27 protein-coding genes are annotated in these 26,005 nt (G+C 42.9%); 8 read left to right on the top strand and 19 right to left on the bottom strand.

The window, feature by feature from the left end; genetic code table 11:
• Positions 1-35: 35 nt before the first annotated feature.
• On the bottom strand, positions 36-503 hold the full coding sequence (locus NC238_12030) for a DUF1232 domain-containing protein (GenBank protein MCM1566646.1): 468 nt from the start codon (positions 501-503) through the stop codon (positions 36-38).
• A gap of 221 nt (positions 504-724) precedes the next feature.
• Between NC238_12030 and NC238_12025 the strand changes: the two genes are divergently transcribed.
• Positions 725-1,417, top strand: a complete 693-nt coding sequence (locus NC238_12025) for a DUF4412 domain-containing protein (protein ID MCM1566645.1) — start codon at positions 725-727, stop codon at positions 1,415-1,417.
• A 163-nt stretch (positions 1,418-1,580) separates the two neighbouring features.
• Here the strand turns inward: NC238_12025 and NC238_12020 are convergent, their stop codons facing one another.
• The gene (locus NC238_12020) at positions 1,581-1,727 is read right to left on the bottom strand and encodes an alpha/beta-type small acid-soluble spore protein (protein ID MCM1566644.1); all 147 of its coding nucleotides are present in this window, start codon (positions 1,725-1,727) and stop codon (positions 1,581-1,583) included.
• A gap of 173 nt (positions 1,728-1,900) precedes the next feature.
• Here NC238_12020 and NC238_12015 point away from each other — a divergent pair, with 173 nt between their 5' ends.
• Positions 1,901-2,788: a metallophosphoesterase family protein gene (locus NC238_12015; protein MCM1566643.1), complete on the top strand. Its 888-nt coding sequence runs from the start codon at positions 1,901-1,903 to the stop codon at positions 2,786-2,788.
• A 50-nt stretch (positions 2,789-2,838) separates the two neighbouring features.
• Positions 2,839-3,099, top strand: coding sequence for an ABC transporter permease (locus tag NC238_12010; protein ID MCM1566642.1), 261 nt, complete (start codon positions 2,839-2,841; stop codon positions 3,097-3,099).
• On the opposite strand, the gene NC238_12005 is transcribed toward NC238_12010, so the two are convergent.
• The 6 genes from NC238_12005 to NC238_11980 all read right to left on the bottom strand — a co-directional run bounded on the left by NC238_12005 (position 3,060) and on the right by NC238_11980 (position 7,349).
• Positions 3,060-4,559 carry a DUF4173 domain-containing protein gene (locus tag NC238_12005; GenBank protein MCM1566641.1) on the bottom strand — a complete coding sequence of 500 codons (1,500 nt, stop codon included), beginning with the start codon at positions 4,557-4,559 and terminating at the stop codon, positions 3,060-3,062. The genes NC238_12010 and NC238_12005 overlap by 40 nt on opposite strands.
• Positions 4,552-4,770, bottom strand: a complete 219-nt coding sequence (locus NC238_12000; protein ID MCM1566640.1) for a helix-turn-helix transcriptional regulator — start codon at positions 4,768-4,770, stop codon at positions 4,552-4,554. The genes NC238_12005 and NC238_12000 overlap by 8 nt, the downstream gene beginning before the upstream one ends.
• Before the next feature lie 15 nt (positions 4,771-4,785).
• Positions 4,786-5,232, bottom strand: a complete 447-nt coding sequence (locus NC238_11995; GenBank protein ID MCM1566639.1) for a DUF2975 domain-containing protein — start codon at positions 5,230-5,232, stop codon at positions 4,786-4,788.
• A 291-nt stretch (positions 5,233-5,523) separates the two neighbouring features.
• Entirely contained in the window at positions 5,524-5,934 is a 411-nt protein-coding gene (locus tag NC238_11990) for a hypothetical protein (protein MCM1566638.1), read from the bottom strand.
• 26 nt (positions 5,935-5,960) lie between these two features.
• On the bottom strand, positions 5,961-6,530 hold the full coding sequence (locus NC238_11985; GenBank protein MCM1566637.1) for a DnaJ domain-containing protein: 570 nt from the start codon (positions 6,528-6,530) through the stop codon (positions 5,961-5,963).
• Positions 6,531-6,536: 6 nt separating this feature from the next.
• A complete protein-coding gene (locus NC238_11980; GenBank protein ID MCM1566636.1) occupies positions 6,537-7,349 on the bottom strand; it encodes a DUF5685 family protein in 813 nt (270 codons plus the stop codon).
• A 357-nt stretch (positions 7,350-7,706) separates the two neighbouring features.
• On the opposite strand from NC238_11980, the gene NC238_11975 reads away from it, so the two are divergent.
• The 3 genes from NC238_11975 to NC238_11965 are packed head-to-tail and all read left to right on the top strand — an operon-like array spanning position 7,707 to position 10,224.
• Positions 7,707-8,588, top strand: a complete 882-nt coding sequence (locus NC238_11975) for an ABC transporter ATP-binding protein (GenBank protein MCM1566635.1) — start codon at positions 7,707-7,709, stop codon at positions 8,586-8,588.
• A 5-nt stretch (positions 8,589-8,593) separates the two neighbouring features.
• Positions 8,594-9,394: an ABC transporter permease gene (locus NC238_11970; protein MCM1566634.1), complete on the top strand. Its 801-nt coding sequence runs from the start codon at positions 8,594-8,596 to the stop codon at positions 9,392-9,394.
• A gap of 35 nt (positions 9,395-9,429) precedes the next feature.
• Positions 9,430-10,224 carry an ABC transporter permease gene (locus NC238_11965; GenBank protein MCM1566633.1) on the top strand — a complete coding sequence of 265 codons (795 nt, stop codon included), beginning with the start codon at positions 9,430-9,432 and terminating at the stop codon, positions 10,222-10,224.
• 141 nt (positions 10,225-10,365) lie between these two features.
• On the opposite strand, the gene NC238_11960 is transcribed toward NC238_11965, so the two are convergent.
• Together NC238_11960 and NC238_11955 are read right to left on the bottom strand one after the other, a co-directional pair.
• Positions 10,366-11,277, bottom strand: coding sequence for a hypothetical protein (locus NC238_11960; protein ID MCM1566632.1), 912 nt, complete (start codon positions 11,275-11,277; stop codon positions 10,366-10,368).
• 3 nt (positions 11,278-11,280) lie between these two features.
• Entirely contained in the window at positions 11,281-11,763 is a 483-nt protein-coding gene (locus NC238_11955) for an RNA polymerase sigma factor (protein MCM1566631.1), read from the bottom strand.
• A 278-nt stretch (positions 11,764-12,041) separates the two neighbouring features.
• On the opposite strand from NC238_11955, the gene NC238_11950 reads away from it, so the two are divergent.
• On the top strand, positions 12,042-13,118 hold the full coding sequence (locus NC238_11950) for a DNRLRE domain-containing protein (GenBank protein ID MCM1566630.1): 1,077 nt from the start codon (positions 12,042-12,044) through the stop codon (positions 13,116-13,118).
• Positions 13,119-13,339: 221 nt separating this feature from the next.
• Here NC238_11950 and NC238_11945 read toward each other — a convergent pair whose 3' ends face one another.
• Entirely contained in the window at positions 13,340-14,896 is a 1,557-nt protein-coding gene (locus tag NC238_11945) for an LCP family protein (protein ID MCM1566629.1), read from the bottom strand.
• Between the two features lie 284 nt (positions 14,897-15,180).
• On the opposite strand from NC238_11945, the gene NC238_11940 reads away from it, so the two are divergent.
• A complete protein-coding gene (locus NC238_11940; GenBank protein ID MCM1566628.1) occupies positions 15,181-15,705 on the top strand; it encodes a demethoxyubiquinone hydroxylase family protein in 525 nt (174 codons plus the stop codon).
• 232 nt (positions 15,706-15,937) lie between these two features.
• Here the strand turns inward: NC238_11940 and NC238_11935 are convergent, their stop codons facing one another.
• The 8 genes from NC238_11935 to NC238_11900 all read right to left on the bottom strand — a co-directional run bounded on the left by NC238_11935 (position 15,938) and on the right by NC238_11900 (position 25,938).
• Entirely contained in the window at positions 15,938-17,236 is a 1,299-nt protein-coding gene (locus tag NC238_11935; GenBank protein ID MCM1566627.1) for a 4Fe-4S binding protein, read from the bottom strand.
• A 14-nt stretch (positions 17,237-17,250) separates the two neighbouring features.
• On the bottom strand, positions 17,251-18,393 hold the full coding sequence (locus NC238_11930) for a 4Fe-4S binding protein (GenBank protein MCM1566626.1): 1,143 nt from the start codon (positions 18,391-18,393) through the stop codon (positions 17,251-17,253).
• A gap of 30 nt (positions 18,394-18,423) precedes the next feature.
• Entirely contained in the window at positions 18,424-19,134 is a 711-nt protein-coding gene (locus NC238_11925) for a molecular chaperone TorD family protein (protein MCM1566625.1), read from the bottom strand.
• Between the two features lie 118 nt (positions 19,135-19,252).
• Positions 19,253-20,437: a polysulfide reductase NrfD gene (nrfD, locus tag NC238_11920; protein ID MCM1566624.1), complete on the bottom strand. Its 1,185-nt coding sequence runs from the start codon at positions 20,435-20,437 to the stop codon at positions 19,253-19,255.
• 16 nt (positions 20,438-20,453) lie between these two features.
• Positions 20,454-21,071, bottom strand: a complete 618-nt coding sequence (locus NC238_11915; GenBank protein ID MCM1566623.1) for a 4Fe-4S dicluster domain-containing protein — start codon at positions 21,069-21,071, stop codon at positions 20,454-20,456.
• Positions 21,072-21,085: 14 nt separating this feature from the next.
• Complete coding sequence (locus tag NC238_11910; protein MCM1566622.1) at positions 21,086-23,989, bottom strand: molybdopterin-dependent oxidoreductase; 2,904 nt, start codon at positions 23,987-23,989, stop codon at positions 21,086-21,088.
• Between the two features lie 138 nt (positions 23,990-24,127).
• On the bottom strand, positions 24,128-24,799 hold the full coding sequence (locus NC238_11905) for a response regulator transcription factor (GenBank protein ID MCM1566621.1): 672 nt from the start codon (positions 24,797-24,799) through the stop codon (positions 24,128-24,130).
• A 17-nt stretch (positions 24,800-24,816) separates the two neighbouring features.
• The gene (locus tag NC238_11900; GenBank protein MCM1566620.1) at positions 24,817-25,938 is read right to left on the bottom strand and encodes a sensor histidine kinase; all 1,122 of its coding nucleotides are present in this window, start codon (positions 25,936-25,938) and stop codon (positions 24,817-24,819) included.
• Positions 25,939-26,005 lie beyond the last annotated feature (67 nt).

Raw genomic sequence — 26,005 nt, 5'->3', positions numbered from 1 at the left:
CATTTTATCTTCATTCTTTGTTATACCCTATTGCGTTATTTACTAAACATCCCTTTAATTTTCTTCCACAGTCCGGTGCCAACCATATGATCGGCAACTTTTATGATTTCCTGGACTTTAATCAGGATATCGCCCTCGCCGGCCCAGTGCCTGCGGACAACTTCCGGGTTCGTGTTATTAATAATGGTGTTCAGGACATAAGCAGCCACGGATATATCGTCAACAAATCCTACCGGGCCTACAAAGAGCTCAGGGATTAAATCAATCGGTGAAACAAAATAAGCAATCGCAATCGCCAGTTTTGCTTTATCGTCTACGTTGACTTCCTTGTCTACAGTCAATTTGCACAGAAGATGAAATAAGTCGGGGGCAATCAGGATATACTCTGCATACTTATTCGTTTTACCTTCTTCGCTTGTGAAGTAGTCCTTGATCTTTTTCCTTAGAGATTGATAAAAATCATCATGGTCGTTCTCATGGTCGTTCCTCATTTGGTCACTCATGATCTAACCTCTTTTCGTTATTTTTCGTTATTTTATGTACAACAGAATATTTTATAGGCTTCGTCTTTTATTGCTTTTATTGTATCTTCTTTCTCTAACAATTGCACCAAGGTTTGTCTATTAAAATTGGTGGGCTAAGCTTCATTCAAAGGGTATTCTCTTATCCATGACGAATATCTTCTTAACCGACAATAACCTATTACGTTTGGAGAAGGTAAATCATGAAAATTACTGACAAGAAGCTTCTTACGATTACCGTCCTATTGCTCATAAGTACCTTGATCCTTTCCGCTTGCAGCTTTAAAAACAATTCTTCTGCTCCTTCGGCTGCAATCTCCTCCGCTGGAACCGATGACACCAGTGATCAGGAAGTGGTTTCAAACTTAATTATGAAAGGTACAGGTCTCAGAGAGATTTCTTATCATCTTGTAACAACGAATGCGGGAGTATCTTCCGAAAGCAGCGTTTGGTTCCAAGATACCAAAATGAAAACGGATACGATTACGGATGGGCAAAGAACGATCTCCATCTTCGATTTAGAAAAGGGAGAAATCGTTTCCTACCGGCCAGGACAAAATGTGGCTGCTAAGATAAATATTACCGAATATAAAGGGAATGACAATATTACCCCCATGGACTATTTAGCGGCATTAGATACAGATGAAAACGCTGATGTAAGTTACCAAATCATCGGGACACAAACGCTTAACGGATTGGAATGCAAAATACTTTCTGTAACCAGCGCCCAAGGGAATTATAAAGATTGGTTAAGTACAAAATACGGAATCGTCATTAAGTTTGAACTGGTTCAGGATGGGCAGACCAACACCTCAGAATATACAGACATTAACGTCGGTGCAGGTTCTATCCCCGAAGGTACATTCGACTTACCGAAAGAGATTCTTATTCAATAAATCCATGAGGATATCTATGACTTCTTCCAGATACTTTTAGGAATTTTTTACCGGCATAATGATGTAAATTTTAAGGCATCCTATTTAAGGTTAAAGAAGAGGGAACCGTATTCTCTCACGGTTCCCTTCCGGCTTATCATTTGCTCTCGAAAATCAGTTTTTGTTAACGCATACCAAGGCTTTCAAAAGTCTTCTTCACCATGTATCCACCTACGGAACCATTCTGTCTAGCGGATGTATCAGGGCCTAAGCTTACACCCATTACACTAGCTGCCTGACTCTTGTCTACGGGAAGTCTATATTTTGCCATTACTTTTTCCCTCCTTTCCTTTTGGAATGTACACTTATTATTAACATATTTACCTTTTCTACACTGGCAGTTTTTGTTATCGATTATATAGTCGAAAGAAGACCGGCACTCTTGATACTGCCCCCTGAATATATTGACATTAAACGAAGATGCTTTTGGGCGGGTGGTATCCTATGAACGCTGTGGATCGTATATCCAAAGCTTTTCAATCTGCTGAAGAAATCCCTATTGACGATTCCTCAAAGATGATCTTAATGAGCGATGTCCATAGGGGTGACGGCAGCTGGGCTGATGATTTTTCCGGGAATGAGAATCTGTATTTTGCAGCGTTAACGCATTATTATAAGGAACAGTACACGTATATCGAGCTTGGTGACGGTGACGAACTGTGGAAGTATAAAAACATGTCGGACATCGTGCCTGTTCATAAGGACACACTTTCACTCCTGCAAAAATTTTATAATGAAGGCCGCGTTTATTTCATTTACGGAAACCATGACATGGTGAAAAACAACGATCATTTTGTACGGAAATGCTTTAACCGGTACTATGATGCCGAGGAGAAGCGTCACGTTCCTTTATTTGAGAATGTTAAATTTCGCGAAGGGCTCGTTTTACGGTATAAGGATTCAGAGCGGAAAATTCTTTTGATCCACGGGCACCAAGGCAGTATGTTGGATTATACGTTTTGGGGGTTACGAAGATTTTTGGTCAGATATGTATGGAAGAAACTTGAGTTGTTCGGTTTTAAAGACCCCACCAGTACAGCTAAAAATTATCATAAGAAAGATTCTATAGAACAAAACCTTACTGAATGGGTCAACCAGGAAAAGCACATGCTGATTGCCGGTCACACCCATAGGCCCATGTTCCCTGATGCGGGGAAACCGCTTTATTTTAATGACGGCAGTTGTGTTCATCCCCGTTCGATCACGGGGATAGAGATCGCGGAAGGCAATATTACACTGGTTAAATGGCATGTCAAAACCAAGGATGACGGTACCTTGTATATAGGCCGGGAAGTTCTCGCAGGACCCAGAGGCTTAAAGGAATACCTTTAAGTCTCTGGTCTTTCCTATTATTTTGTATCGTCAGCAGTGTCGCTTTTGGCCTGCTTGCGAAAAGCCTTGAGGGGTCAGGCGTGTTCAGCTATCTTTTGATGATATTGATATTTACAAGCTCCGCATTTGCGCCGACCGAAACCATGCCGGCCGCACTGCGCCATTTTGCGGAGGTTCAACCCATGACGCCGATCATTGATAGTGTCCGCTCCTTATTGATGACTGGGACTGTAAGTAATGCCTTCACAATCAAAAGAGGCTGTCGGAGCTATCAGAGCATCTTTCTGATGCTTTCCGCCATATGCCGCTGAAAATTGAAATCCCGGAATGTCTCTTGACGCGACGCTCCGAGCGCAGATCCAGCTGATTGATCAATGGCTGCTTTAAGATCCGCCTTCAGGCTCTGATCCGTTGTTTCCTGGTATAAGGTGTAGATATACGGGACTGCTGCCTCAGACAGGCTGGACAAAGCCTGCACATCGAGATTCTCCAGTGTTCCGTTACTGTACCTGTCAATATTATAGGCAGCTATTCGTCCGTCGATGTTTCCGTAGCTCAGGACCATGAAAAGCACTACAAATCCGACCAGCATGATCCTGGCTGCGTTAAATTTTTTAAACTGTCTGACAGCGATCACCGCGAATAGAAAGAGCAGCACAAGCATAAACCAGGTCGTATAGACACGCAGCGGGGTCAAACCAAAATAATTAATGTACATCACCATCTTGCTGATGGCCGTGATGATCAACATCAAGGTAAAAAGACATAAAATGGCTGTTTCTATTTGCAGGATCTTGACCTTGTCCCTTTTCACAATAAGATGGGCCACCGTAATCACGACCATATTGATTCCGGCTACCGCACAAAGTTCAAAAAAGCCTCTACGGGCATACTCCGCATGCGTCATGAGTTCCGGGAGACGGTCATTGAATGCCGAGAAAAGATAGGTGACCTGAGAAAGAAAAAAGACCATAAAGACAAGATTCAATGCTGTCAAGGCGGTGTATACGGTCACTCCCGGGGAAAAACGGAAAGCGGCGGCCGTTTTGTCAACAGTCTCGACGGTGACATATCCCGTATTCCTCCCATGCCGGTCGCCGTAAATCAAGCCGTACAGATAACAAGCGACGGGAATTCCCATCAATATCTGGACAATAATATTCATCGATACCGAAAACTGCAGATTGGCGATCACCCCTGCGAAAACAGCATCAGCTCGTGTCAATAGGTTGATGACTGCGGCCAGAATCGGAATCATCACAAGAATACCAACCGCGCCGGCCAGAAGAGATTTTCCCTTTTGATTTCTGCCAAACAGTCCCTTGACCGCACCAAAGCAGCAGGCCAAATTGCAAAATGGGATGACCAAAACTTGATTAAAAAAATCGCCCAGGATATAAACGGAAATCCTTTTCTCCAGGTTTCTGCCCGTAGACAGGCTGATCCAATAGATGACAGCGGCTGTAAGAAAGATAAAATTCAGTCCTTTGATCAGGATATTGTCAAAAAGCAAGAAAACCAGGGCCGACATGACAATAATGATGAAGCATAACAAGCTCGTTCCTGTTTGACGGAACTCACCTGATTTCAGATATAGGACGGTACACAGACAGAATACCGCTGCAAATAAGGTAACCCCTGCGCCAAGCCCGGCAGCCGGGATCAAGTTCCAATATAAGAAGCCGCAGACCAGCATGGCCAATGCGAAAACAATATCACTCCTTGTATAGGTTGCCGTATCCGTACTGTTATTCATCTCCCTGTTATTCATTTTCCTGTTCTCCTTTCCGGTACTCTAATAAATCTCCGGGCTGGCAATTCAGAACCTTGCAAACTTCTTCCAGGGTCGAAAAGCGGATAGCCTTGGCCTTGTTGTTTTTTAGAATTGAAAGATTAGCCGGAGTGATTCCGATTTTATCCGCCAGCTCACCGGCAGAAATTTTTCTTTTTGCCATCATAACGTCGAGATTAACGACAATCAATGAGAATCCCTCCCCCTAAATCGTAAAATCATTTTCTCTTTTAATAACAATCGCCTGTTCAAAAACATTTTTGATCACTCTCAGGATCAGCCCTAAAAAAGCGGCACAAACGGCTATAATCACAAAAAGAATATAATAAAATCCTGAGATGAACAAAATGGCGGAGACGACAAAACTGCACCATGACAACGCCCGCAGGAGCTTGACATTTTTTTCTACAAATACTTCTTCCCGCCTGATGTTGGAAAGAAGCCTGCCAAGGCAGATCAAGGATAACATCCCCGGCAGAACACAGGCATAGACCGTTAGGAGCAAGGAATGAATGATTTCAGGATTTTTTCCTGTGTAGTTTACATATGTAGGGATTAAATTCGGCATAGCAAAAGCTGCGCAAATGACCAGGACAATGGCGATCTTGGTACAAATGGAAGATAGTCTTACGGACTTACTTGGATTCCACATTGTATCATACCCTTTCTATCTATTTTGGTTCTATTGTAAATGGCATATTATTGTAAGTCAATATTAATTTATCATTTATCGATATATTTATGTTGTTTATAGATAAACTCAGATTGAGTCGGATTGAAGCGCAATTCCTGACGGTAATGAAAGAAAGATATTAAACAGATCATGAAAGCAAAATATTAATCGAAAAAAATAACCTTGGAATGACTTGAAGTTCCAAGGTTATTCTTTTTAGTTCTTACCGTTTATAAGTACTACTATTATATCAAACTTATTTGTTTTTAATTATAAGCGGATACAGAGCTCAAATTCATGATGGCAGCAAGGGCACTTTACTGTATGTTTGCCTTTTCGCCGCGGCAGCCGAAGTACTCTTTTACAGTGCGGACATCTGCGGAAACGATGGGTTTTAATTTCTTTGATTCGGCGTATCGTCAAAGAACCTTCAGCCTTAATCCTATTCCACATTTTCATGAATTTATCGTTTTCCTGGCGTCTTTTATAGATGTTCCGGGATAAGGTTCTGAAGATCATTCCAGCCAGAACGGCCCCCATCAAAATACTGATGATACCGGAACGGATAAACGTATTGGCGATCAGTAATACAAACCAGACTCCAAGTAAAGCATAATACAACTGATCAATGCCGTACCGGCCAATCATCAAACGTGTCAGCTTATTTTTCAAATTACCCATTGCACACACTCCTTACGCAATTCTCATCAACAGAACGGACAGCAAAGGTCCGCGATACATAAGCCAAAACAGAGTTTGTCCAGCGTGTCATTCGGCATGCCGAAGCCGCGTCTTTGTTGCTGATAAACGCGTCCGCCGCGTTGCAGCATATTTAAGATGCGTTGGTATTCCGGATTGCCGGGACTCATGCGTACGGCTGTTTCGGCGTGGTTCAGCGCAATGATGATGTTGCCGATACCGGCATTGGCGACGGCACTGCAATAGTACCATTCGGCACTTCGGTCACTCATCCTGGCCAGAATATTCAGTGCCTCGCGAAAATAGCCCAGATTGATATAGTGTTTTACCGAATCATACGCTGAGGAAGCATATTCTCTGGAAGCGTTGCTCCCGTTGTAATAGGTGTTTGGGTAGGGGGTTCCGCTTTTGATCTGTTCGTAAGCGGCATTGATTTCACTCATTTTCTTAGCCGCTTCCGCATTGCCGGGATTCAGGTCAGGGTGGTATTTTTTGGCCAGTTTGCGATAGGCTTTTTTTATTTCACCATCCGCAGCCGTCTGAGGAACACCAAGTACTTGATAAGGATCGGATATCATTCTTTCTTATCTCCCCTTTGCTTTCTTATTCGCTGCTTCATACCTTGTCCAAACGCCTGAATAGAGAATGTTTTCAATAAGGTTTTGATCGCGTTTGATTGGCAGTTGCCGGTATTTTTCCATACAGTCGGCCATGAGCAGGTTTAATATTTGCGGAAAATGATCTGTTGACAACGCCGTCAGCGGATTATAGCATTCCTTTTGGATGTCCTTTTTGAGATCAAGACAGGCATCCATAATGTAAATGAATTTGCCAAGCGCTTCTCCAAAGTTACGTAAGTCTTGGGCATCGTCATCTTCTTGGAAAACGAAGACCTCACCCATGAGCCTGCCGAAGCAACCTGCAGGAAGATCCGGTTTCAGTTCCCCTGATTTTTCAATGTCGGAAAGGGTACTCAAGCACTCACTGATGACAGCACATTGCCGGGGATAGCGAATAGCAGCCTGCCTGTATTTCTTTTCGAACAGCTTGGCTTCACCCAGCGACAGGATCTTCCGTTCGTCCTTCCAATCATCGAGAAATTTGAAATAAGTCAGGACAATACTCATATCGGCGGTATAGTCTGAGATCTCGTTATGCCAATAGCCGTGAGGTTTGCGGGGATGCATGATGCACCGCCCAGTTTGAATGGTGGTATCTTTCTGATAAAGCGCTGAAAGAAACAGTACGAGGAAAGTCATGTCATAGTTTAGGGTGATACGGCTGAGGGTGCCGTGACGCTCTCCCAGCGTTCGGCATAAACCGCAGTAGCACGACCGATAGTGTAGTTTTTCTTCGGCAGTTAGCTTCTCAATATTGGCGACGACATAACCGAACATATTTTTCACCTGACTTCATTCATATCTTATTTAAATATAAATAAAAAAACCTTCACCCCCAAGGGCAAAGGTCTCGCTTACAATGGTCAATTGCAATAAAGCCGGGATCGAAATCCGTCTTGACGACTTTATTATCCAGCTACTCCCCTTTGATTTACGAACAAGGCTATTATATCAGAAGGAAAATTTTGATGCAACTACGAATATTTTGTACGAATATTCTGTATTGCAAAAAATTACTGCTAAAATAACATAAAAAAAACCGGCTGTGATACAATAGGTCTAACTTAAGGAAAGTATTATGTTCATTCAAAAATGATGTGTGTATCCTTAACAGACAAGGAGGAGGCAACATTAATGACTGTCATTCAAACGAAGAATCTCACGAAAAGTTACAACAAGGCAAGAGGCATCGTTGACGTGAATCTTGATGTCACGGAAGGCGAGATCTTTGGGTTTATCGGGCCGAACGGCGCCGGCAAATCGACGACCATCCGAACGTTGCTCGGGCTTATCTACCCCACCGGGGGAAGCGCCGAAATCTTCGGTAAAAATTGCAGTGAGTTCCCGGAAATACGCAAAGAAGTGGGCTATCTGCCAAGTGAGGTATTTTATTACGATAACATGAAGGTTATCGATCTACTCAAATATTCCGCGAGCTTTTACAAAAAGGACTGTATGAAGAGAATCAAGGAGCTTGCGGAGATCATGGATCTCGACCTTAAGAAAAAGATCGACGATCTCTCTTTTGGCAACAAAAAAAAGGTTGGCATTGTCCAGGGGCTGCTCCACGAGCCTAAGCTGATCATACTCGACGAGCCAACCAGTGGCTTAGACCCGCTGATGCAGCAAAAATTCTTCGACATTATCGCGCAGGAGAATCAAAAGGGTGCGACCGTATTCTTTTCATCGCATATTCTCGGCGAAGTTCAGAGGATGTGCGACAGGGTAGCGTTCATCAAAGACGGTAAAATCATAAAACTTGAAAAAATGAGCACGCTTCAGGCAGATAGCTATAAGAGTTTTAAAATTGAAGCAAAATCTCCCATAGCCGGAGAGATCTTCAATATCAGTGGTGTAAGCCGGCTTGAAATCAAAGAGAATACGGCTGATTTTATTTTCAAAGGCAACATTAATTCTATGATGAAAAAAATTGCGGAGCTTGAGCTTGTCAACATATCCATTTACGAACCTGACCTTGAAGAGATCTTCATGCATTATTATGCCAAGGAGGGTTGATCGTTATGAATATGTTCTGGCACGAGCTTAACTCCCTGCGAAAATCGACGATTCTATGGACATGCACTTTGATTGCGCTCGCTGGGATTTACTTTTCTGTCTATCCAGCAATTGCGAATGATGCGGCAGATTTTAAAAGGCTGCTGGGCGGCTACCCGGCGTCGGTGAGGGCAATACTCGGTATTTCGCTTGACAGCATCACCTCTCTTTTGGGCTTTTATTCGATGATATTCTCCTTCATCACATTGTGCGGTGCCATTCAGGCCATGAATCTCGGCGTCTCCATTCTTTCCAAAGAAACGAGGGAAAGGACAGCGGATTTCCTTCTCGTCAAGCCTGTTTCGCGTTCGGCTATTGTCAGCTCCAAGCTTCTGGCTGCACTAACCATGCTCATAATCACGAACTTAATTTATTATGCGGCTGCCTCCATCCTTGCCACCATGGTTAAGACAGCTGATTTCAGCGTTATGCTGCTTTTTATGATCAATCTCACGCTACTTTTCATTCAGCTCATTTTTTTCTCGATCGGGGCTGCGGTCACGGTGATCATTCCAAAGTTAAAATCCGTACTTCCGGTTTCACTCGGGGTCGTTTTTGGATTTTTCTTTATCGGAGCGTTTTTAGCCACCGGTGAAAATGATGCCGCACGCTTTCTCTCACCATTTAAATATTTTAATCCTTCTTACATTATCAGAAATTCAAACTATGAAGCTCCCTACCTTATCACAGGCGCTGTTATTGTTATTATCGCAACGGTAACAGCCTATATCATTTATGCCAAAAAAGATATCCATGCCGTGAGCTGATTAACTTTGGGTTTCACTAAAAGGGAGGTCGGATCATGAATATTTTTTTAAGAGAATTAAAAGCCAACAAAAAAGCGTTGATCATATGGTGCGTTTGTATGTTTTTGGGGGTTCTAAGCGGCATGGGCAAATATACCGCCTATTCGGCAGGCGGACAGTACAACAAAATTTTTGACAATATACCCTACTCCATCAAAGCACTGTTGGGAATGGGCTCATTTGATGTAACCACGATGTCCGGGTATTTTGCAATGTTGTTTCTTTACATTGAGATTGCAGCTGCCATCCATGCTGTTTTGCTCGGAGCCGGTATCGTTGCCAAAGAGGAACGAGACAAGACAACCGAATTCCTGATGATCAAACCCGTCTCAAGAGATACCATTATCACTTCCAAGCTTCTTGCGGCCTTTGTGAATGTGGTTATTCTGAATATTGTAACGCTTGTTTCTTCCCTTGTTATGGTCGCTGCTTACAATAAGGGAAATGACATTTCAAGTGAAATCGTAATGTTCATGTTGAGCATGTTTATCGTTCAGCTTATCTTCCTTTCGCTTGGAACAGCACTGTCAGCTTTCCTCAAGAATCCAAAAACTTCCGGTTCCCTTGCCGCGGGGATACTCTTCGCTGCATTCGTGATATCCAAAATAACCGACATAACAGACAAGCTGAACGCTCTTAACCTGCTCTCTCCTTTTAAATATTTTAGTTATGTTGATTTGGCAGAGGGCAATGGGCTCAACCTAACGGCTGTCATACTCTCGCTTGGGCTTGTTTCTATCTTTTGCATCTCCACCTATATCTTTTACCGAAAAAGGGATCTGCACGTTTAACCCTTCGGCCGGGTATCTTCATCTTCACTTGATCCCTTTCGATAAGGTCTGTCGCAGGTCATTGCATCCTATGAATCTGCAACCGTAATAGGGACCGTATTCGTGTATTCCCTGCATTCTTTCCTGTCAATGCGATCCTCTTTAAATCAATTCATTCCAAAAACTCATAAAAGCATTGCTGTCTACTTTAAAGAATAAATCAACACCGTTGTAGTAAACATATCCCTCTTTAAAAAGCCTTAGTTGGACTTTACTGCCGTCATTCAAGGTTACGTATATAAATTTTTGACTGGTTTCACCTTGATCTTCAAATAAGTCGGGTAAACTCTCCCGCGTATTGGGAACAGCGTTTTCCAGAGCAGCAAGAAAGTGATTGACGCCATCCGGATTCGTCAGAGATTGAACTTCATTCTTACCATTGTTCCAGCTGCCGAAATTTTCATATTTCACTGATTCAATATTGTTTTCCATTTTAAATTTTTCAAAAATATCATTTCCGGTTTTAACTGTCAACCCGTTCAAACACTCATAAAAAAACGCATAAGTTTCACCGTTGATTTTTTCACAGGTCATGATTCTATAACTTTTATCATAGCCTTTAACCGTATAAACTGCTTGTACCCCTACCGTCGAGGCCAATTCGACAGCGTAATCATCCTGCTTGCTCCATTCGGTTATATTGGCCTTGGTCATACCCAGCTTTTCTCCAATCAGTTTCTCCGCATTGTTCGCATCAATTTGCAAGGCGCTTTGCGTATATATTCTGCCTTGATAGACGATTAGCCCGATCATTTTGGCTTTTACTTCCGTGTTCTCAGATATTTGTACCTGCGGGATATAAATTCCAACTTTATTTTGATCAACTTTGCCGAAATTAGAATTAACAAAAGTCCCAGCCCCAATCATGATAACAAGTGCGGCAGCGATGGCAGCAGCAGGTTTTATACTAACTCTCCGCTTCGGCTTTTTTACTAGTTTTTCTGATATTCTATCCGCCATTTCCCGGTCAGGTTCAAGCTTGGCAATCACACGTTTAATATCATTTCCATTCATCTTTCATTCTCCCTTTAATTCAATTCGAAGGATTTCACGACCGCGATGTAAGCGCATCTTTATTGCTGATTCCTTTATCTTAAGAATTTCTGATATTTGCTTAATCGAATAATCTTCAACGTAAAACAGATAGATCACTGCTTTTAATTTTACAGGGAGTTTAAGAATCTCCTTCATGACATCACTGTCAATAGGATCTTCATAGTACTCTTCTATCGCCTCCATTTTTATAACGCGTTTGTGCCATACACTCCGAAGCCTATCTTTGCAAAGATTTACAGTAATTTTGATCAGCCAGGCCTTTTCGTGTTGATCATCGTTAAACCCAGGTGAGTTGTACAAGAGTTTACAAAATGCGTCTTGCATGACTTCTTCCGCATCTTCTTTACTTCCAAGATGAACCATGGCGATTTTAAAAAGCATCTCGCCATAACTACTGTATTTTGTTGAAAAAGTGTTAGTAAGCCGCGGTGACAATTCTTGCATAGGGTAAATTCTCCTTTCATCCATAAAACGAGTGAGCTCTGGAAAAAGTCACATTCTTTTCCAGAGAGTCCCAACCTTACCCTAGACGAACTTTGCACCCTCTTTCTGATATTCAGACTTATATAAAAAAAAACGGATGAACATGTCATTGTTCACCGGTTTTTTCGTAACAGAAGGGAAATATCAATCGTAGCCTGAAACATCTTGTCCCAAAAAGCATATGATGTACAAACTCGAATTTTCAGTTACAGTCATTAATTTTGAGAGAAGGTATGAAAATGGCTACGTTAACCCTGAATATACCCGATACGACTTTCGTATCATCTTACCTGCCCGACATGAATTTTTCATCCTACCCACTGGTTTATTCCGGTACAGATCCTTCATTTCAAAACTGCATCAGTTTCCTGCAAATTGTTTTGCCTGTGTTACCGGTCACTTCCGTTGACAGCGCCTTGCTCGAATTATCTGTGATTGTTAAAAGCGGTGCTGCTCCAAGTCCGCTTGTTGTCAACAGAGTAACCGATCCATTTAGTACAGCCACCGTGACTTACAATACACGTCCTGCTTTCACCGCAACACCATCCGGGATTGATATTACAACAGAAGATTTATATACCACTGTCCAAATTGATGTCACAACGCTGATCAATGATTGGCTGAACGGAGCTTATTCCAACAACGGCATCGCACTGACAAATTCTGACGGCACTTCTGTCGTTGCCGTTGCCACGAATAGCATCAACTACGAACCATTTGATCCAAGATTAGTTTTAACTTACACCCCGGTGAAACCGGATACCGCGCTTTGCTTCAGCTATGCGCAGTTGGCGCACCTTATTGAGCAGCTGATCACCTTGTATCCGACAAATACCATGTCCGTTTTTTTAACAGGTTTTAGTCCTTCCGCGATCACCGGAACTCCGTATCAACTGTATGTATCCCCCGAAGGAACCTATGGAATGATTTTTATTTTGCTTGATAACGGACAGCAAGAAGCGATTCCGCTCAATGCCATTGCCGCAATTTATACAGGCGATGGAACGGTATACGATCCTTCGATCACCTACCTGCCCCCGCCACAGTTCCCAGACGGTTGTGACAAAAACCTGATTACTGCTTATCACGACTATGTGCCGGTTTCAACAGATGTCCAAATGTATTTGGGGTCTATCGTTCAGGCTTCAGGACTGGTTTATAAAAATGAATATGGCATCTTGGTCCTGTCTGATGCAGATGGCAATACGCCTGTCTTTATCCCGGTTATGAATATAACCTCCATTTTCCCGGTAACTCAGAATAGCAGCGGACAAAAGACCGCTCTCCCCCGAATCACCATTACAAACAAAACGTGACCAAAACCGTTCCGCCGTACGCAGTATTCTGCCTTTGAAATCAGGATCTCTTCAATCCGACTTCAAAGGCAGTTTTGTTGGAAGTTCTTCAATTTCTTTCTGAATTACATGTTTAATCGGTTTATTTCAAAATACTTTATGAACATAAGCACCGCTATTTTAGCAAAATTCACACTGAAAAGGACAACCCCGGCTGGTTAATACGGTATTGGTATACGGCATCATCGTAGAAACACCGCTGTTATGACCCCTGATCCGGCCGCATTTGTCGCTGTTGCGCCCGGTACTGTGAAATAGTTTGCGCCAATGCCTTCCAAGGTATATCCTTCTTTCGGAACCAGTGTGATGGTCGCTGTGTATTGCTGGCCTTCCACAAAGAGGGCGTCGGCCGGTGTCCAGGTGACCGACCCCGTATACTGCTCCGTTTCGGTGATCGCTGTCACAGGTGCCGCTCCCGGTGCGGGCGGTGTAACCCCGGCTATTCCCGAAATGTCGATGGTGGCTGCTGACGCTATAGGTGATGACGCCGGGAACACCGCCGTAATGACCCCGGATCCTGCAGCATTATGCGCTGTTGCTCCCGGTACGGTAAAGAAGTTCGCACCGACGCCTTTTAAGGTATACCCTGCTTTAGGAATGAGCGTAATCGTCGCTGTATATTCCTGACCTGCAACAAAGGTACTGTCGGCAGGCGACCAGGTGATTGTCCCCGAATACTGCTCCGTTTGGATCGTCGTCACGGGTATCGCTCCCGGTTCAGGTGCAGTTACGCCGGGTATTTCCGGTATATCAATCCCAGCTGCCGTAGATGGGGCCGCAAGGTGGGATTTAACTTCCGGATCCAAGGAGGCAAGGACCGTACTGTCCCAGACTTTATCGGTGGTTTTACCCAAAAGAAGGTTCTGAGCGACTTCTTTGGCTGCGTCTCTGTTTACCTCCCAGTAGCTTAACCCGTCAAGATTAATCGCATCGCCGGGCAGTGTTTGGGTCACGATCGTTGCATCTTCAAAGGACTTGGCCGCCCCGGCGAGTTTTAGGAGATCTTTCAGAGACAAGTCTGTTTCCACAGCCTTCATTAATTCCGGAATTAGCTCGGGCAATTTTAATATGGTGGCAGGCTGAAGCATTTTTTTACCTACAGCGGTCAGTACTTTCTGCTGCCTGGCGGTTCTCCCGATATCGGCGGTTGCGTCATGACGGAAACGGGCATATTGGAGCGCTTTTGTCCCGTCTAATTCCTGTACCCCGGCTTTTAGGTTGATATAGCCGTCCTCTTTATCCCCGGTCTCATACTTCATGTCTTTTTCCACGTCAATGGTGATCCCGTCCAGCGTATCGATCATGTCCTTGAACCCATTAAAATTCGTCAGGACATACCCGTCCAGCTCAATACCGGTCAGTTCGGTAACCTGTTTTTCCAGCTCCGGAATCCCTTTTAACATGGGAACGGCATTGATCTTACAATAGCTTTTTGATCCGGGGAGCGTTACCCGGGTGTCTCTCGGAATGGACAGTAAGGAAATAAGTTTCGTCTTCGGGTCAAAGCTGGCTACAATAATCGAGTCCGAATTGTAAGAACTTGCCCCTGGCCTTTTATCCGTCCCTATCAAAAGAATACTGACCCGATCGTTCAAATTCACACTGTCGCCGGGCAGATTGCCTCCCTTCGCGAAATAGAAGGCAAATGCTGCCGTCCCGGCAACAATGCCTGCGATTACCAGTGCTATGATCATAAAAACTTTTTTCAGTTTTTTCTTCTTTCTCTTTTTTTCAACCATTACATTCACCCCATTTTGATTTTGTGCCATAAAAAACATACCACTTATTACCGCGGGTATCAATACCAATTTTTTGTTATTCTGCCAACTAAGCAATAAATTTTATCGCAGTATCCAACATTTCTTGCTTAGTGAAATCAATTTGATCTGATTTATGAGATAGTGCCATTATTCTCGGCATGCAATTTGAAAGATAATTGGCAAATAATTTTTATAAAACCAGAGAAAACTAATGAATACTTACTCTTCTAAATGAATACTTACTCTTCTATAGGAGATTTAAAATGGATGAAAAACGAACAGCAAAATTAAAAAGGATCTACGAGTTGGAGAACCTTCAGATCCATTATTATCAGTCCCAATTGTCTGAAAACGACGACCCGGTATTTAACAAAGCTCTATTCAAAATCGTTGAAGCTGATAAAAAGCATGCCAAATTTTTTACTGAGCTTTTTCGTGAACATAACGTAGACATCCCGCTAATCACAGCAAGTATTGCCGACATTGCCGGGAGCATTATCGGGGAGGCGATTGAATTAGCCGGGCAGGAAAATATCTGTAAGATTGGGTTTGCTTTAGAAAATCAGATATTGGAAATATACGCCGACTTAGTAGAAGAAAATCTAAATTCAGATTTATTAGATAAGCTCCTAGACTTTAAGATTGATAAGGAATTTCATGCCTTATGGCTGCAACACTATGCTCATTATCTAAAACACCAAAAATCCCAAAAATCCTATAGTAATAATCTCATCCAAGATTCCATTGAAGATCATCCAACCGTGAATATGAATGTACGTTTGATCTAATAATTTTGACAAAACCATTTACGCTATCCAATGTGAATAATAAATGAATACTAGATTGAAACTAATCTTTAAAAGAAACTGATGAACAAGTCATTGTCCACCAGTTTTTTCATAACAGAAGGAAAATATTTGATGTCAGATGAAGATGGCAATACGCCTGTTTTTATCCCAGTTATGAATATAAGCATGAGCTCGGACATTCCGATACCCATTCTTTTTTTGTGAATCTAAACTAGGACATACTGCTAATATTAAGTAATAAAGCAATAAGAATGATTATATTTACTATGGAAACAAGAACAAGGTATAACTTATCCTGTCGACTCATCCCGGAAATCTTTTGGGGACAAGAAGCATTGTCACAATGATTACAATTTGCATTTTCCCTAATCTCTATTTTCTTTCTCTTTAATTTCCGTTGAAGGCGCGCCATAAAATCCAGCATCAAACCTACTGGACAAAAACTATGGCACCAGAAACGAAACAAAGCAATTGACATCAACAGGATGATCGACATGATGATCCATTGAGCAATATTCCCACTGCCGTCAAAGCAAACAGAGAACGGTTCGTAGCTGGCAATCCCGGCATTATTAAAAATTAACGCGGTCATGGCCGCTACCCACAACATCCACCAGCGATATTTACCGACTTTTGATTGGATGTTTTGAGAAGGGGAAAACTTAAACAGGTTTAGACTGCGATATATTCCCTCCTGAACCGCACCAAAAGGACAAAGCCAACTGCAATAAAAATTCTCCCCCCGGAACAGCGTAATAATCAGGATACCGGGTACCATCAGGTACCAAATCGGGCGTTCTACAAATGACGGCAGGTTACCCGAGAAAAGACTGACAAAGTTACTGAAAGTTAAAGAATTATTTAAAATAAATCCAATGAAAATTACGGATAAAAATAACAGCCATGGGCGTAACTTTTTAATCTTTCTGGCAGAGCAAATGATTGCCGTCAAAACTAAGGCTAGGGCCGCCATATCCTTCCAGGTTGGATTAACGCCATCATCGTTGGGAATTTTCATACCCAGTTGCTCATTCGCTATTTGGACCGAACCCTTTTGCACCGCAGCAATAATCGCTTCCGAAGTTATGGTTGCTCCGGACACCGCATTGATATCCCCAAATCCTTGCTCAGGATTTCTTCCAAGAATCTTTTGCAAAAATCCAGTGGCTAGGACTTTATTCAAGTACAAAGGCGTTTCACTATTTTCGGTTAGAGAAACCTTGGTGATTTGTCCTGCCGGATTCAAGACACTGAGTACTGAGAGTTTGCCGCCATAACCAGAAGCACCGGCAATTACACCGTATCCCAAAAAGTTTTCTTGGGCATCCCATAATTTATAGCTGGGATAGTTTCCACCTGCATTTTCAAAACGTGCTGCCGCCGGTTCTCCCTGTCTTAGAACCGACAAGGTATCTTTTTCGTTAGCAAAATGTTGATAAATGACAGCAAAAATGAGTAGCAATACCGTAATACCTATGAGCTTTTTGTCTCTTTGCTTCTCCTTATTCACTTAACTCCCACCATCTAAAGTAATAGTTTTCTGTATTTTTCTTTAATCTCATCATCAATAGCGGTTTCTTCCCGGCACCAATAACATAAATGCCTGGTATTATCAAAGGTAATACTCGTGCATCGCCGGCATTTTATAGCAGCCGCACTGAAGAGTGTAGTTGCTTCAAAGGGTTTCTCAACTTTTTCCCTGTCTCTGCTTATAGCCTCTCTCGGACAAAACAATTGGCAAATCCGGCAGTCCAAACACAACCCACTGGTAAAATAGCGCGTACAGATACCGCCTTCTACAGTATTTTTCAAGGTCTTTGAGGGACAAAAATTAGTACACATTCCACAATTTACGCATTTGTCATTTATTTGAATTGTTGGCCAATAAGCTGGAGAAGCGCCTTTAATCCTGTTATTAGGATACACTTCAGCCAGACGTTTCTGCCAATCAGGCAAATAACTATTTCGTCGTTCTTGATCACGTTCCTTAGAGAAAGATTTTGTATTGTTACGTATGTTTTCGCTTATCTGCCTGCCTTTGCCTATCACAGACAAAAACAAATCCCGTCGTGAAGTAACTTTGAGTCCGGTTTCGATCGCTTTAAGATTTTTTTTGGTTTTACCCTTACTACTCTGGTGTATATAGCTGATTTCCGGTGTACACCCTGAAGCCTCCAACCATTCAGCCGCTGTCCCTACATTGAAGTCCAACCGGGATAAAGTGCAAGACATAGAACACCCCTCACACTGGTCCAAATGGAGTTCAATTGCTGTTTTTAAGCCGAATTCATACCAAGCTCCCTTAGAAATCATACTTAGACAAGCCGGTAATTGTACTGCTCCCATTTTCCACGTCTTGTCTTTATTAAAAGGAGACGAATGTTTACCACAAAAAAACTCTGTAGCTTTCCATTTCTGTTCCTCTACTTCTTCCACTATTGAGGTCTCATCCCATAGACTGGAGCTAAAGACCTGGGTTGGACAATCATTAAAACATAACCCACAACCACAACATAAGTCTTTATTCAGATAAACGCTATGTTCATGTAATAAAATAGCCTTTGAGGGACAATTCTCTATGCAATGATTGCATTCTACTGCATGATGAGTCTGGTTTAAACATCTATTCTCGGCTATCTTAATCGAAAAACCTTTTTCGAATCTCATGCAAACACCCCTATTTCTTAGGAGAAATTTTTAATAGTTTTTAACCAGCATTTCTCGCATAAAAGCGCTTCCTATTTCTCCGAGAGTACGGTAAACCTCGCTGTTACTTAAGGTAATGCAATGATTAAAGAACTGTTTTGCCCATTTCTTCAAATGTACTTCTGAAAATTCTTGGATTTCCGCCTCTCTCCTATCAAGTTTTTCTTGATTGTTTTCCTGTAAGGCTCTGGCCTTTTCCAGATAAAGATACATCATGAATTCCATCTCAGTGGACATATGGTCACCAGGTTCGTTGACCTCCTTAGTCATCATTAGTCCAGCCTTCTTATAACAACGCTCTGCATCAAGAGCCGCCGGGCTAATGAAAAGACTGGGGCTTCCTTCATTCTTTTCGGGATTAAAGCAAAACAATGTTTCATAGATATCCATTGCCGGTTTTTTCGGATTGGTAAACAATCGTGTATACTCTTGGCGTATCTCTGTAAGAAGCTCTTCCTTTGTCTTTTCATCATTCTGGAACGTTGTAAATTTGGTTTTAATGTGTTGAATCTCTTCTATTGAGAAATTCAGCTCGCAGTAAATAGCTATAACATCTTCCGCTAGACTTCCGTTTAACAAGGCAGTAGCCATTTCCACTGTGGGTAGGCGAAAAAACATAGACAACAATTGATACATATCGGATGCTGCCAAAGATCTTCGAATTTCTTGTTCTTGCGTGTTTACTTCTTGCGTGTTTACCATTTTTTCTCTCCTATCCATTTTCTATATTGAAGATTTTACCGCTTAATTATTAATTGCTTTACCGGCAGGCTGAAACCAATCAGCCTGCCGGTTTGCCGAAAAAAGAGATATTCTCTGACTAAGCCTGCTCAGATCTCGCGCCAAGCCTATGTTTATCCAGGCTTTGATTAGTGTTCGCACCGAGATCAAGCTTATTGAGACCGATCATGACCAGTAGACAACCCAAGGCAATAATACCTACTGCTAGTCCGATTTCAATTATTGAAGGTAGGTAGATTCCCTGACCGCTAACGTAACCTTCAGGACCGGGATAAGAAAGCAGTGGATTAAGTAATTGGGCCTGTAAAAGTGTGTATTTAATCATGAAGATCGCAAGAATCCCGACCCCCGCTCCTGCGACGAGCGTTCCCTTGTTGAGCAGGAGAACCACACCTGTTGCAATAGCAATTAGTTCTATCCAGAAGAGTGGTGCCCCTTTACCGAGTACCAACCAGTTAAGGATCTTATATTCATCTCCAGCACCGGCATACAAACCGATCGCTGCTTCACCGAAGACTACCATCAATTCGACCGCGAGAAATGCTCCGGCCAGCTTGCCCAGTTTAGATAGTTTTTCGTTGCTTATCTCTATATAACCGCTCTTATTAAGTATCGCAAAGAGGATAATCAGCAATGCCAACGCTGCCACTAGGGCTGCCGCCAAAAATGACAGCGGTTCTACCGGGTTATTCCACAAGGGTCTGGCTACCTGCATCGAGAAGGCGAAGGAGGTAACCGTCACGAATAAACCCGCAATAAAGGCTACCAGAGAAATGCCGTACAAGGCCTTCTCCTCTTTTTCGCCCTGTTCCGCCATAATTAACTGACGTGTAAATACAATGCCGATGACAACATAGGCTGCTAAAATCACAGTATCCCAAAACATCGGGGATTCAATATTAGCGCTAAGAATAATATTCCAGACTCTTTCCGGATTGCCGATATCCACAATGATGAAGAGTCCGGCGGCAACTACACTGCCGATAGCCCCGACGAAGGCCGCTATCCTTGTAAAAGGCTTATATTCCGCCATCCCTTTGAAAAGGTAGGCGGAGGAGGAAAAGATCAGAGAACCTGCTGCTATACCTGTGAAAAGCATGAACCCGATAATATAAAGTCCCCAGCAATTATTGTTATCCAAATTGGTCAGCTGCAAACCCTTGGTCAGCTGCAAAACCCAGCAAGCCAGGCCAATCACTGACAGAAGGGCGAAAATAATCAACCAAAGTTTTGAACCACCTTGCTTCGCCACTTTTGCATTCATTTTATTAGCCCCTTTCTTAAGTTAAATAGTACACGGACGGGCCGGTACCTTTTTCTTCAAGCATCTTGACATAGTTGCGGCCTTGGATCGCTTTGCTGACTTCACTGTTCGGATCGTCCAAATCTCCCCAGTAGCGGGCACGACCGATACAAAGCTCCATACACGCCGGCTCTGCACCTCTGGCAATCCGGTTCACGCAAAAAGTACACTTTTCCACCACATTATACTGATGCACCGGGGCATCGATATCACCCAGCGTATGCTCTAAATAATACTCCGGCTTGCTCCAATTAAAGCTGCGGGCACTGTAAGGGCAGGCCACCATGCACATCCTGCAGCCAATACATTTATCATAATCCTGAATGACAATTCCGTCCTCATCCCGTTTGTAGGTAGCTCCTACAGGACAAGCCTTGACACAAGCAGGATTTTCACAGTGCTGACAGTTCATCGGTACATACTGTATTTTTGCATTAGGGTATGTGCCCGATGCCGTATCCATTCCCTCTCCGCCAACGGTCAATACCTTGTTCCACCAAATATGATTAGGCAAGTTGTTATTGGACTTACAGGCCACCGAACAGGCATGACAACCAATACAACGTTTTAAATCTATCGCCATTCCATAACGCATTGTTTATTCCCCCTTTACATTTTTTTAACTTCGCACAAGACATCATAGTAGGCATTATTGGGGACCGCAGGATTAAACGCTCTGGAGGTTAAATCACCTTCGTCTCCATCAATAAACTGATCATGCTCAAACCCATGGTTGAGAACTATCATTCCAGGGCGAACAGCTGCAGTCACAAATGCTTTCAAAACCATATGACCCCGATCATTAATAACCTTTATTGTATCTCCTTGGACAATCCCACGCGCAGCCGCATCCTGAGGATTGATCTTGGCAAAAGGTTCTGGCATTATTTCTAATAACCACTGAACATGGGTAAAACCGGTATTTGCTTTTAATCTACTCCGTTCTGTGGCGAAGATTAAAGGATATTTGGAAGACAACGGATTATCTTGCCAAGCTTCTATTGGCGGTTCCCAATAAGGCAAACTCTCTTTTTTCTGATCAATTTTTTGACCATAATCGAGATAGGGTTTAAAGGCTTCCTGATAGAATTGGGCACGTCCGGTAGCAGTCGGGAAAGAACCATTTCCCGAGTGAGCTTCTGCACCAGTCATAAATGCGGCTCCGCCACCTGACCTGGCATATGCTCCATGAATATAGTCATCCGGCATATAGCGCATTGTCTTTTCCTTTTTCAAATTCTCCCAACTAATGCCGACCGCCTTACAGGCATCGTTATCCATAAGTTTTGTGTAAAACTCATCTCTGGTAACTACGAACTCATCCCCAAGACCCATACCTTTTCCTAGTAAATTGATGATTTCCAAATCTGGTTTGCTCTCATAAAGAGGGTCTATTGCCTTTTCAGTCATTTTAGCAAATGGGTTAAACATAGTGAGTACGCTTTCATATTCAAAGTATCCGCATACAGGTAAAACGATATCTGCATATTTGGCGGTATCGCTCATATATTGATCGGCAATAACAACCAAGTCCAGCTTTTTGAATGCTTCAATCCCAGCTTTTCTCTCGGACTGAGCCCGAAGAAAGTTTGAAGTGCTAAGATATAAACTTTTTAACGTTAAAGGAGTATCACCAATTTTGCCTTCATTCAAAACATCAAGTAACTTAAGTGAAGGAACAACTGGCCCGGGAACTTTCCCCGGCGGGTAGATAATACTTGAACAATCGAATATCGTTCCTAAAGCCATGGACTCATCACCATTAAGTCCTGCTCCAGGCTTCGCCACTTGACCTGTTATCATAGCCAAAGCATACATTGCCATATATGCTGGTGCTCCATTACCCGTATGGTCAATCCCATTAGAGGTATATATGGTAGTAGGACCGGCAGCAAACATACGAGCAAGTTCATAGATGGTCTCCACGGGAATGTCGCAAAGCTCAGAGGCTTTTTCAGGCGTCCATTCGGCTGTTCTTTCCAACAGCAAATCATAAGCGGTGGTTACTTTAACGCCATTAATCTCAAACGTACCATTAATAACGGGGTTGAGAATTTCTGAAGGCAAACCGACTTTCCCGTCGGCTCCTCTGACAACAATCGCGTTATTTTCAGCATTGGCTGCTCCTCCGAGATCACTCTGGCGCAAATATAAACCATCGCTTTCTTTTACTAAGAAGGGGCCAACGGTATTTTGAGCAATAAATTCCTTATCTGTTAAACCTTCCTTAACAACAATATTAATCATTGCCATAGCTAGCGCAGCGTCGGTCGCCATCCGAATCGGTACAAACTGGGTTCCCTTAGATGCGGTAGTTGTGTAATTTGGGTCAATAACGATCAACTTTGACCCGTTTTCAACCGCTTCCTGTACAAAATGCCAATTTTGCTTGTACGACGAGGTAGGATTGGTCCCCCACATAAAGATGTATTTGGCGTTTATTATATCAGGAATAGCATTCCCGAAGAACCAAGGTCCGTAGCCAAATGATCTACCCCCAGAGTCCACTGCCGCCATATCAAACATATGAAAAAGAAAGGTGCCCCCCATCCAATTAAACAGCCTCTTATAATAATTGTTTACGCATACTGTTGAATTTCCTCCACCAAAGGAATAGGCAATACTGGAATTACCAAACTCCTGTTGATAACCTTTCCACTTTTCACAAATATATCGAATGGCTTCATCCCATGAAAGCTGCTCCCATTTGCCTTCACCACGTTCCCCGACTCTACGCATCGGATATTTCAGGCGCCTTTCTTCATAGGTTCGTTGTGCGTGTGAAAGACCTTTCCCACAAATACGATTCCATTTCTTATCTGGAAAATCCCGCTTAGATGTTTTAACGATTTTCCCATTCCTGACATGTACATTGAGGCTACAGCCGCCAAGACAACAGGCTGGGCAGGCACCCGCGAAAATTTGCTCCTCTAGGCTAGTAGTTTGCGCGTCATCACCTGCAGCCAAAGCCTGCAGTACCGTACTTCCCGGAGACGCCGCAACCGCGCCAGCCATCGCTGCCGCAGCCGCCGTGCCTTTAAGGAAGGTTCTTCTGCCAAAATTTCTCCTGAGAATGTTTCCATCTTCTTTTCCCATCAAATTTACCTCCTTTTCGTTTAAAAGCATTTGTTGTTTTTGCAAGGCTTGGTGAAGGGCAGGCAAAAGCATTTTGTCCGCTTTTTCCTTTTCAACAATGAAACAAGCGTCGATGCTTTCTGAATAATGAGCATAGACTGACTCGTCCCTGGAAAGGAGAAGAACAATTGCAAGCGTGGGGTTTTCCGTTTTGAGGCGGGCTATGGTATCTGGACAGCTTTCCTTATAGGCGAAAATGTCAATAATTAAGATACCGCCGGATTTTTTTTTCACCCTTTCATATAATTCCGTCATGCTTTTGACGTGAATATACCCTTTCCTCATCAAGAAAAGCAAATCGACAATCGGTAGCCGCAGCCAGACATTAGGAACAGCTACGATTATTTCAGCTTCCTTTGTTCCTTTGTTTTCCTTCATCCATCTCACCAAAAACAACTCCTTTAAATCGTACGCGCATACAATTTGACTTTAGTTTACAAAAAAGAGATTTATCTGTCTGTCATGAAGAACCATCGATCTTCTTTCCCTATTTGGTCACGTATTCCATGACAACTGCTACATATCTTCAAATATTTTATGACGGATGGTGTATTCCACTAAATCCGCTTTCTTAAATAATTTTAGTTTTTCACTGATACGCCGTTTGTAAGTTTCAACGGTACTGGCGGATAAAAAAAGTATCTCACCGATTTCCCGACTGCTATAACCATGGGAAAGCAGACCAAGTACCTGTCTTTCTCTGTAAGATAGAACTTCAGGGGATATTTCCTTCTGGGGTACTGCCGATGGAATTGAACTCTGAACCCTGTATTGGCCGGCTATTACCTGCACACCATCTGTGCTTAAGAAAACCTCACCCCGCTGAACTTGCTCAATTGCCTTAAGCAGATCCCGGTCAGCCGCAGATTTATGAAGATACCCCATCCCGCCGGCTTCGAGAAACTTTAGCAAATAAAGCTGTTCCGGATGCATGGTAACAGCAATCACTTTAATATTTGGCAGACCTTTGATAATTCGGGCCGTGGCTTCTACTCCATCAAAATCAGGCAGAGAAATATCCATCAGTACCAAATCCGGCTGCAAATAGAGTACTTCCGCAACCGCATCGGCTCCATTGCCTGCCTCGCCAACCACCCGAATATTCGCTTTACTTTCCAGGAACATCCGCAGGGTGTCCCGCAACAGTTTATGGTCGTCTACCAAATAAATTGTTGTCTGCTTTTCCATGCTAACCTCCTACTTGCTTAAACCAAGGGCAGTAAGATATTGAGAGTTAATCCCTGATCCTTTTGATTAAGCAACCAGAATTTACCCTTAGCCAGCTTCACCCGCTCCTCTATCCCCAAAAGACCGAGGCCACTGCTTTTTCTTTCTTCCATGCCTTTACCATTATCTGCAATTTGCAGCAGAAGTTTGTTGCTTTTTACCGTCAAATTAATCATAACGGAACTGGCTCCGGCATGGCGGGCGACATTGGTCAGTCCTTCCTGCACCGCCCGGTAAACGATGATCTCCACATCATCGGGTAAGCGTTCCTCCAGATTATGGTGCCTAAACTCCACCGCAATTCCCGTGGAATCTGTGTATTCCTTAATATGAGATTCCAACGCCGCCTGTAAACCTAAATTTTCTAATAGAGCAGGCCGCAAATTATGGGAAATACGCCGGACTTCCTCAAGGGTTTGCTGCGTAATATGAGAAAGACCACCAAGACGCCCTTTCACATAGTCCAAATCCTCTGATTGTTGCAGAATATTCAATTGAAGCAATATTGAGGTCAGCACTTGTCCCACCTCATCATGAAGGGCTAGAGATACCTGTCTGCGACCGTTTTCCAGCTCTTGTTCAGCTTTCTGATAAAGGATGGACAGGGATTTTTCTCTCTCTTTCAGGGCAGTGATCAGATGCGTGGTGCAATAGATATCTGATAAAAGCTGGGATATAGGCTGCAATAGCCGTAGCTCTTCCTGTAATAAACCGTCTAAAGGAGAGGCCCCCGCCCAGCCTGCCAGCAAAACTCCCTCAATCTTATCTTCTCTTAGCAAAGGCAACAACAGGCATCTCTGCCAGATTCCGCCCTGAAAATAGCGACCGGCTGTTTCTGGAGCGTCAATATATACAGCAGCAGTCGATAAATTCCATCCTATCTGCTGCCAGAAAGAAGCAAAGTGAGAAGAAACCGAAGCAGAATATTGTTTATGTAAAATATAGTTATTAATCTTTTGCTCATAAATCGCACAACCATCTGCCTTGATAACTTCGCAAAACAACTTTGGCAGTTCTTCTTGGATCTGCGGTTGCCCATAATTCGACAGGGCTTCACTTAACTCCAGTAAAAATGACAATAATAGTTTATTCTCCGACACGATATCCCTCCTTTTTTATATCTTTATCTTATTATAAAATATAATTCAGATCATTTCTGTCGTGAAA

Source organism: Dehalobacter sp. (genome assembly GCA_023667845.1).
In the GTDB taxonomy this organism is placed as follows: domain Bacteria; phylum Bacillota; class Desulfitobacteriia; order Desulfitobacteriales; family Syntrophobotulaceae; genus Dehalobacter.
This window is presented reverse-complemented; position numbering and strand designations above follow the sequence as displayed.

Excerpts from the sequence above, each read along its gene's own strand:
- NC238_11980 (MCM1566636.1), bottom strand. The coding sequence starts at position 7,349 with ATGTTCGGTTATGTCGTCGCCAATATTGAGAAGCTAACTGCCGAAGAA.
- NC238_12030 (MCM1566646.1), bottom strand. The coding sequence starts at position 503 with ATGAGTGACCAAATGAGGAACGACCATGAGAACGACCATGATGATTTT.
- NC238_11940 (MCM1566628.1), top strand. The coding sequence starts at position 15,181 with ATGGATGAAAAACGAACAGCAAAATTAAAAAGGATCTACGAGTTGGAG.
- NC238_11970 (MCM1566634.1), top strand. The coding sequence starts at position 8,594 with ATGAATATGTTCTGGCACGAGCTTAACTCCCTGCGAAAATCGACGATT.
- NC238_12020 (MCM1566644.1), bottom strand. The coding sequence starts at position 1,727 with ATGGCAAAATATAGACTTCCCGTAGACAAGAGTCAGGCAGCTAGTGTA.
- NC238_11930 (MCM1566626.1), bottom strand. The coding sequence starts at position 18,393 with ATGAGATTCGAAAAAGGTTTTTCGATTAAGATAGCCGAGAATAGATGT.
- NC238_12005 (MCM1566641.1), bottom strand. The coding sequence starts at position 4,559 with ATGAATAACAGGGAGATGAATAACAGTACGGATACGGCAACCTATACA.
- NC238_11950 (MCM1566630.1), top strand. The coding sequence starts at position 12,042 with ATGGCTACGTTAACCCTGAATATACCCGATACGACTTTCGTATCATCT.
- NC238_11955 (MCM1566631.1), bottom strand. The coding sequence starts at position 11,763 with ATGCAAGAATTGTCACCGCGGCTTACTAACACTTTTTCAACAAAATAC.
- NC238_11975 (MCM1566635.1), top strand. The coding sequence starts at position 7,707 with ATGACTGTCATTCAAACGAAGAATCTCACGAAAAGTTACAACAAGGCA.
- NC238_11925 (MCM1566625.1), bottom strand. The coding sequence starts at position 19,134 with ATGGTAAACACGCAAGAAGTAAACACGCAAGAACAAGAAATTCGAAGA.
- NC238_11915 (MCM1566623.1), bottom strand. The coding sequence starts at position 21,071 with ATGCGTTATGGAATGGCGATAGATTTAAAACGTTGTATTGGTTGTCAT.
- NC238_11960 (MCM1566632.1), bottom strand. The coding sequence starts at position 11,277 with ATGAATGGAAATGATATTAAACGTGTGATTGCCAAGCTTGAACCTGAC.
- NC238_11905 (MCM1566621.1), bottom strand. The coding sequence starts at position 24,799 with ATGGAAAAGCAGACAACAATTTATTTGGTAGACGACCATAAACTGTTG.
- NC238_12025 (MCM1566645.1), top strand. The coding sequence starts at position 725 with ATGAAAATTACTGACAAGAAGCTTCTTACGATTACCGTCCTATTGCTC.
- NC238_11965 (MCM1566633.1), top strand. The coding sequence starts at position 9,430 with ATGAATATTTTTTTAAGAGAATTAAAAGCCAACAAAAAAGCGTTGATC.
- NC238_11985 (MCM1566637.1), bottom strand. The coding sequence starts at position 6,530 with ATGATATCCGATCCTTATCAAGTACTTGGTGTTCCTCAGACGGCTGCG.
- nrfD (MCM1566624.1), bottom strand. The coding sequence starts at position 20,437 with ATGAATGCAAAAGTGGCGAAGCAAGGTGGTTCAAAACTTTGGTTGATT.
- NC238_11945 (MCM1566629.1), bottom strand. The coding sequence starts at position 14,896 with ATGGTTGAAAAAAAGAGAAAGAAGAAAAAACTGAAAAAAGTTTTTATG.
- NC238_11995 (MCM1566639.1), bottom strand. The coding sequence starts at position 5,232 with ATGTGGAATCCAAGTAAGTCCGTAAGACTATCTTCCATTTGTACCAAG.
- NC238_11990 (MCM1566638.1), bottom strand. The coding sequence starts at position 5,934 with ATGGGTAATTTGAAAAATAAGCTGACACGTTTGATGATTGGCCGGTAC.
- NC238_12015 (MCM1566643.1), top strand. The coding sequence starts at position 1,901 with ATGAACGCTGTGGATCGTATATCCAAAGCTTTTCAATCTGCTGAAGAA.
- NC238_11910 (MCM1566622.1), bottom strand. The coding sequence starts at position 23,989 with ATGAAGGAAAACAAAGGAACAAAGGAAGCTGAAATAATCGTAGCTGTT.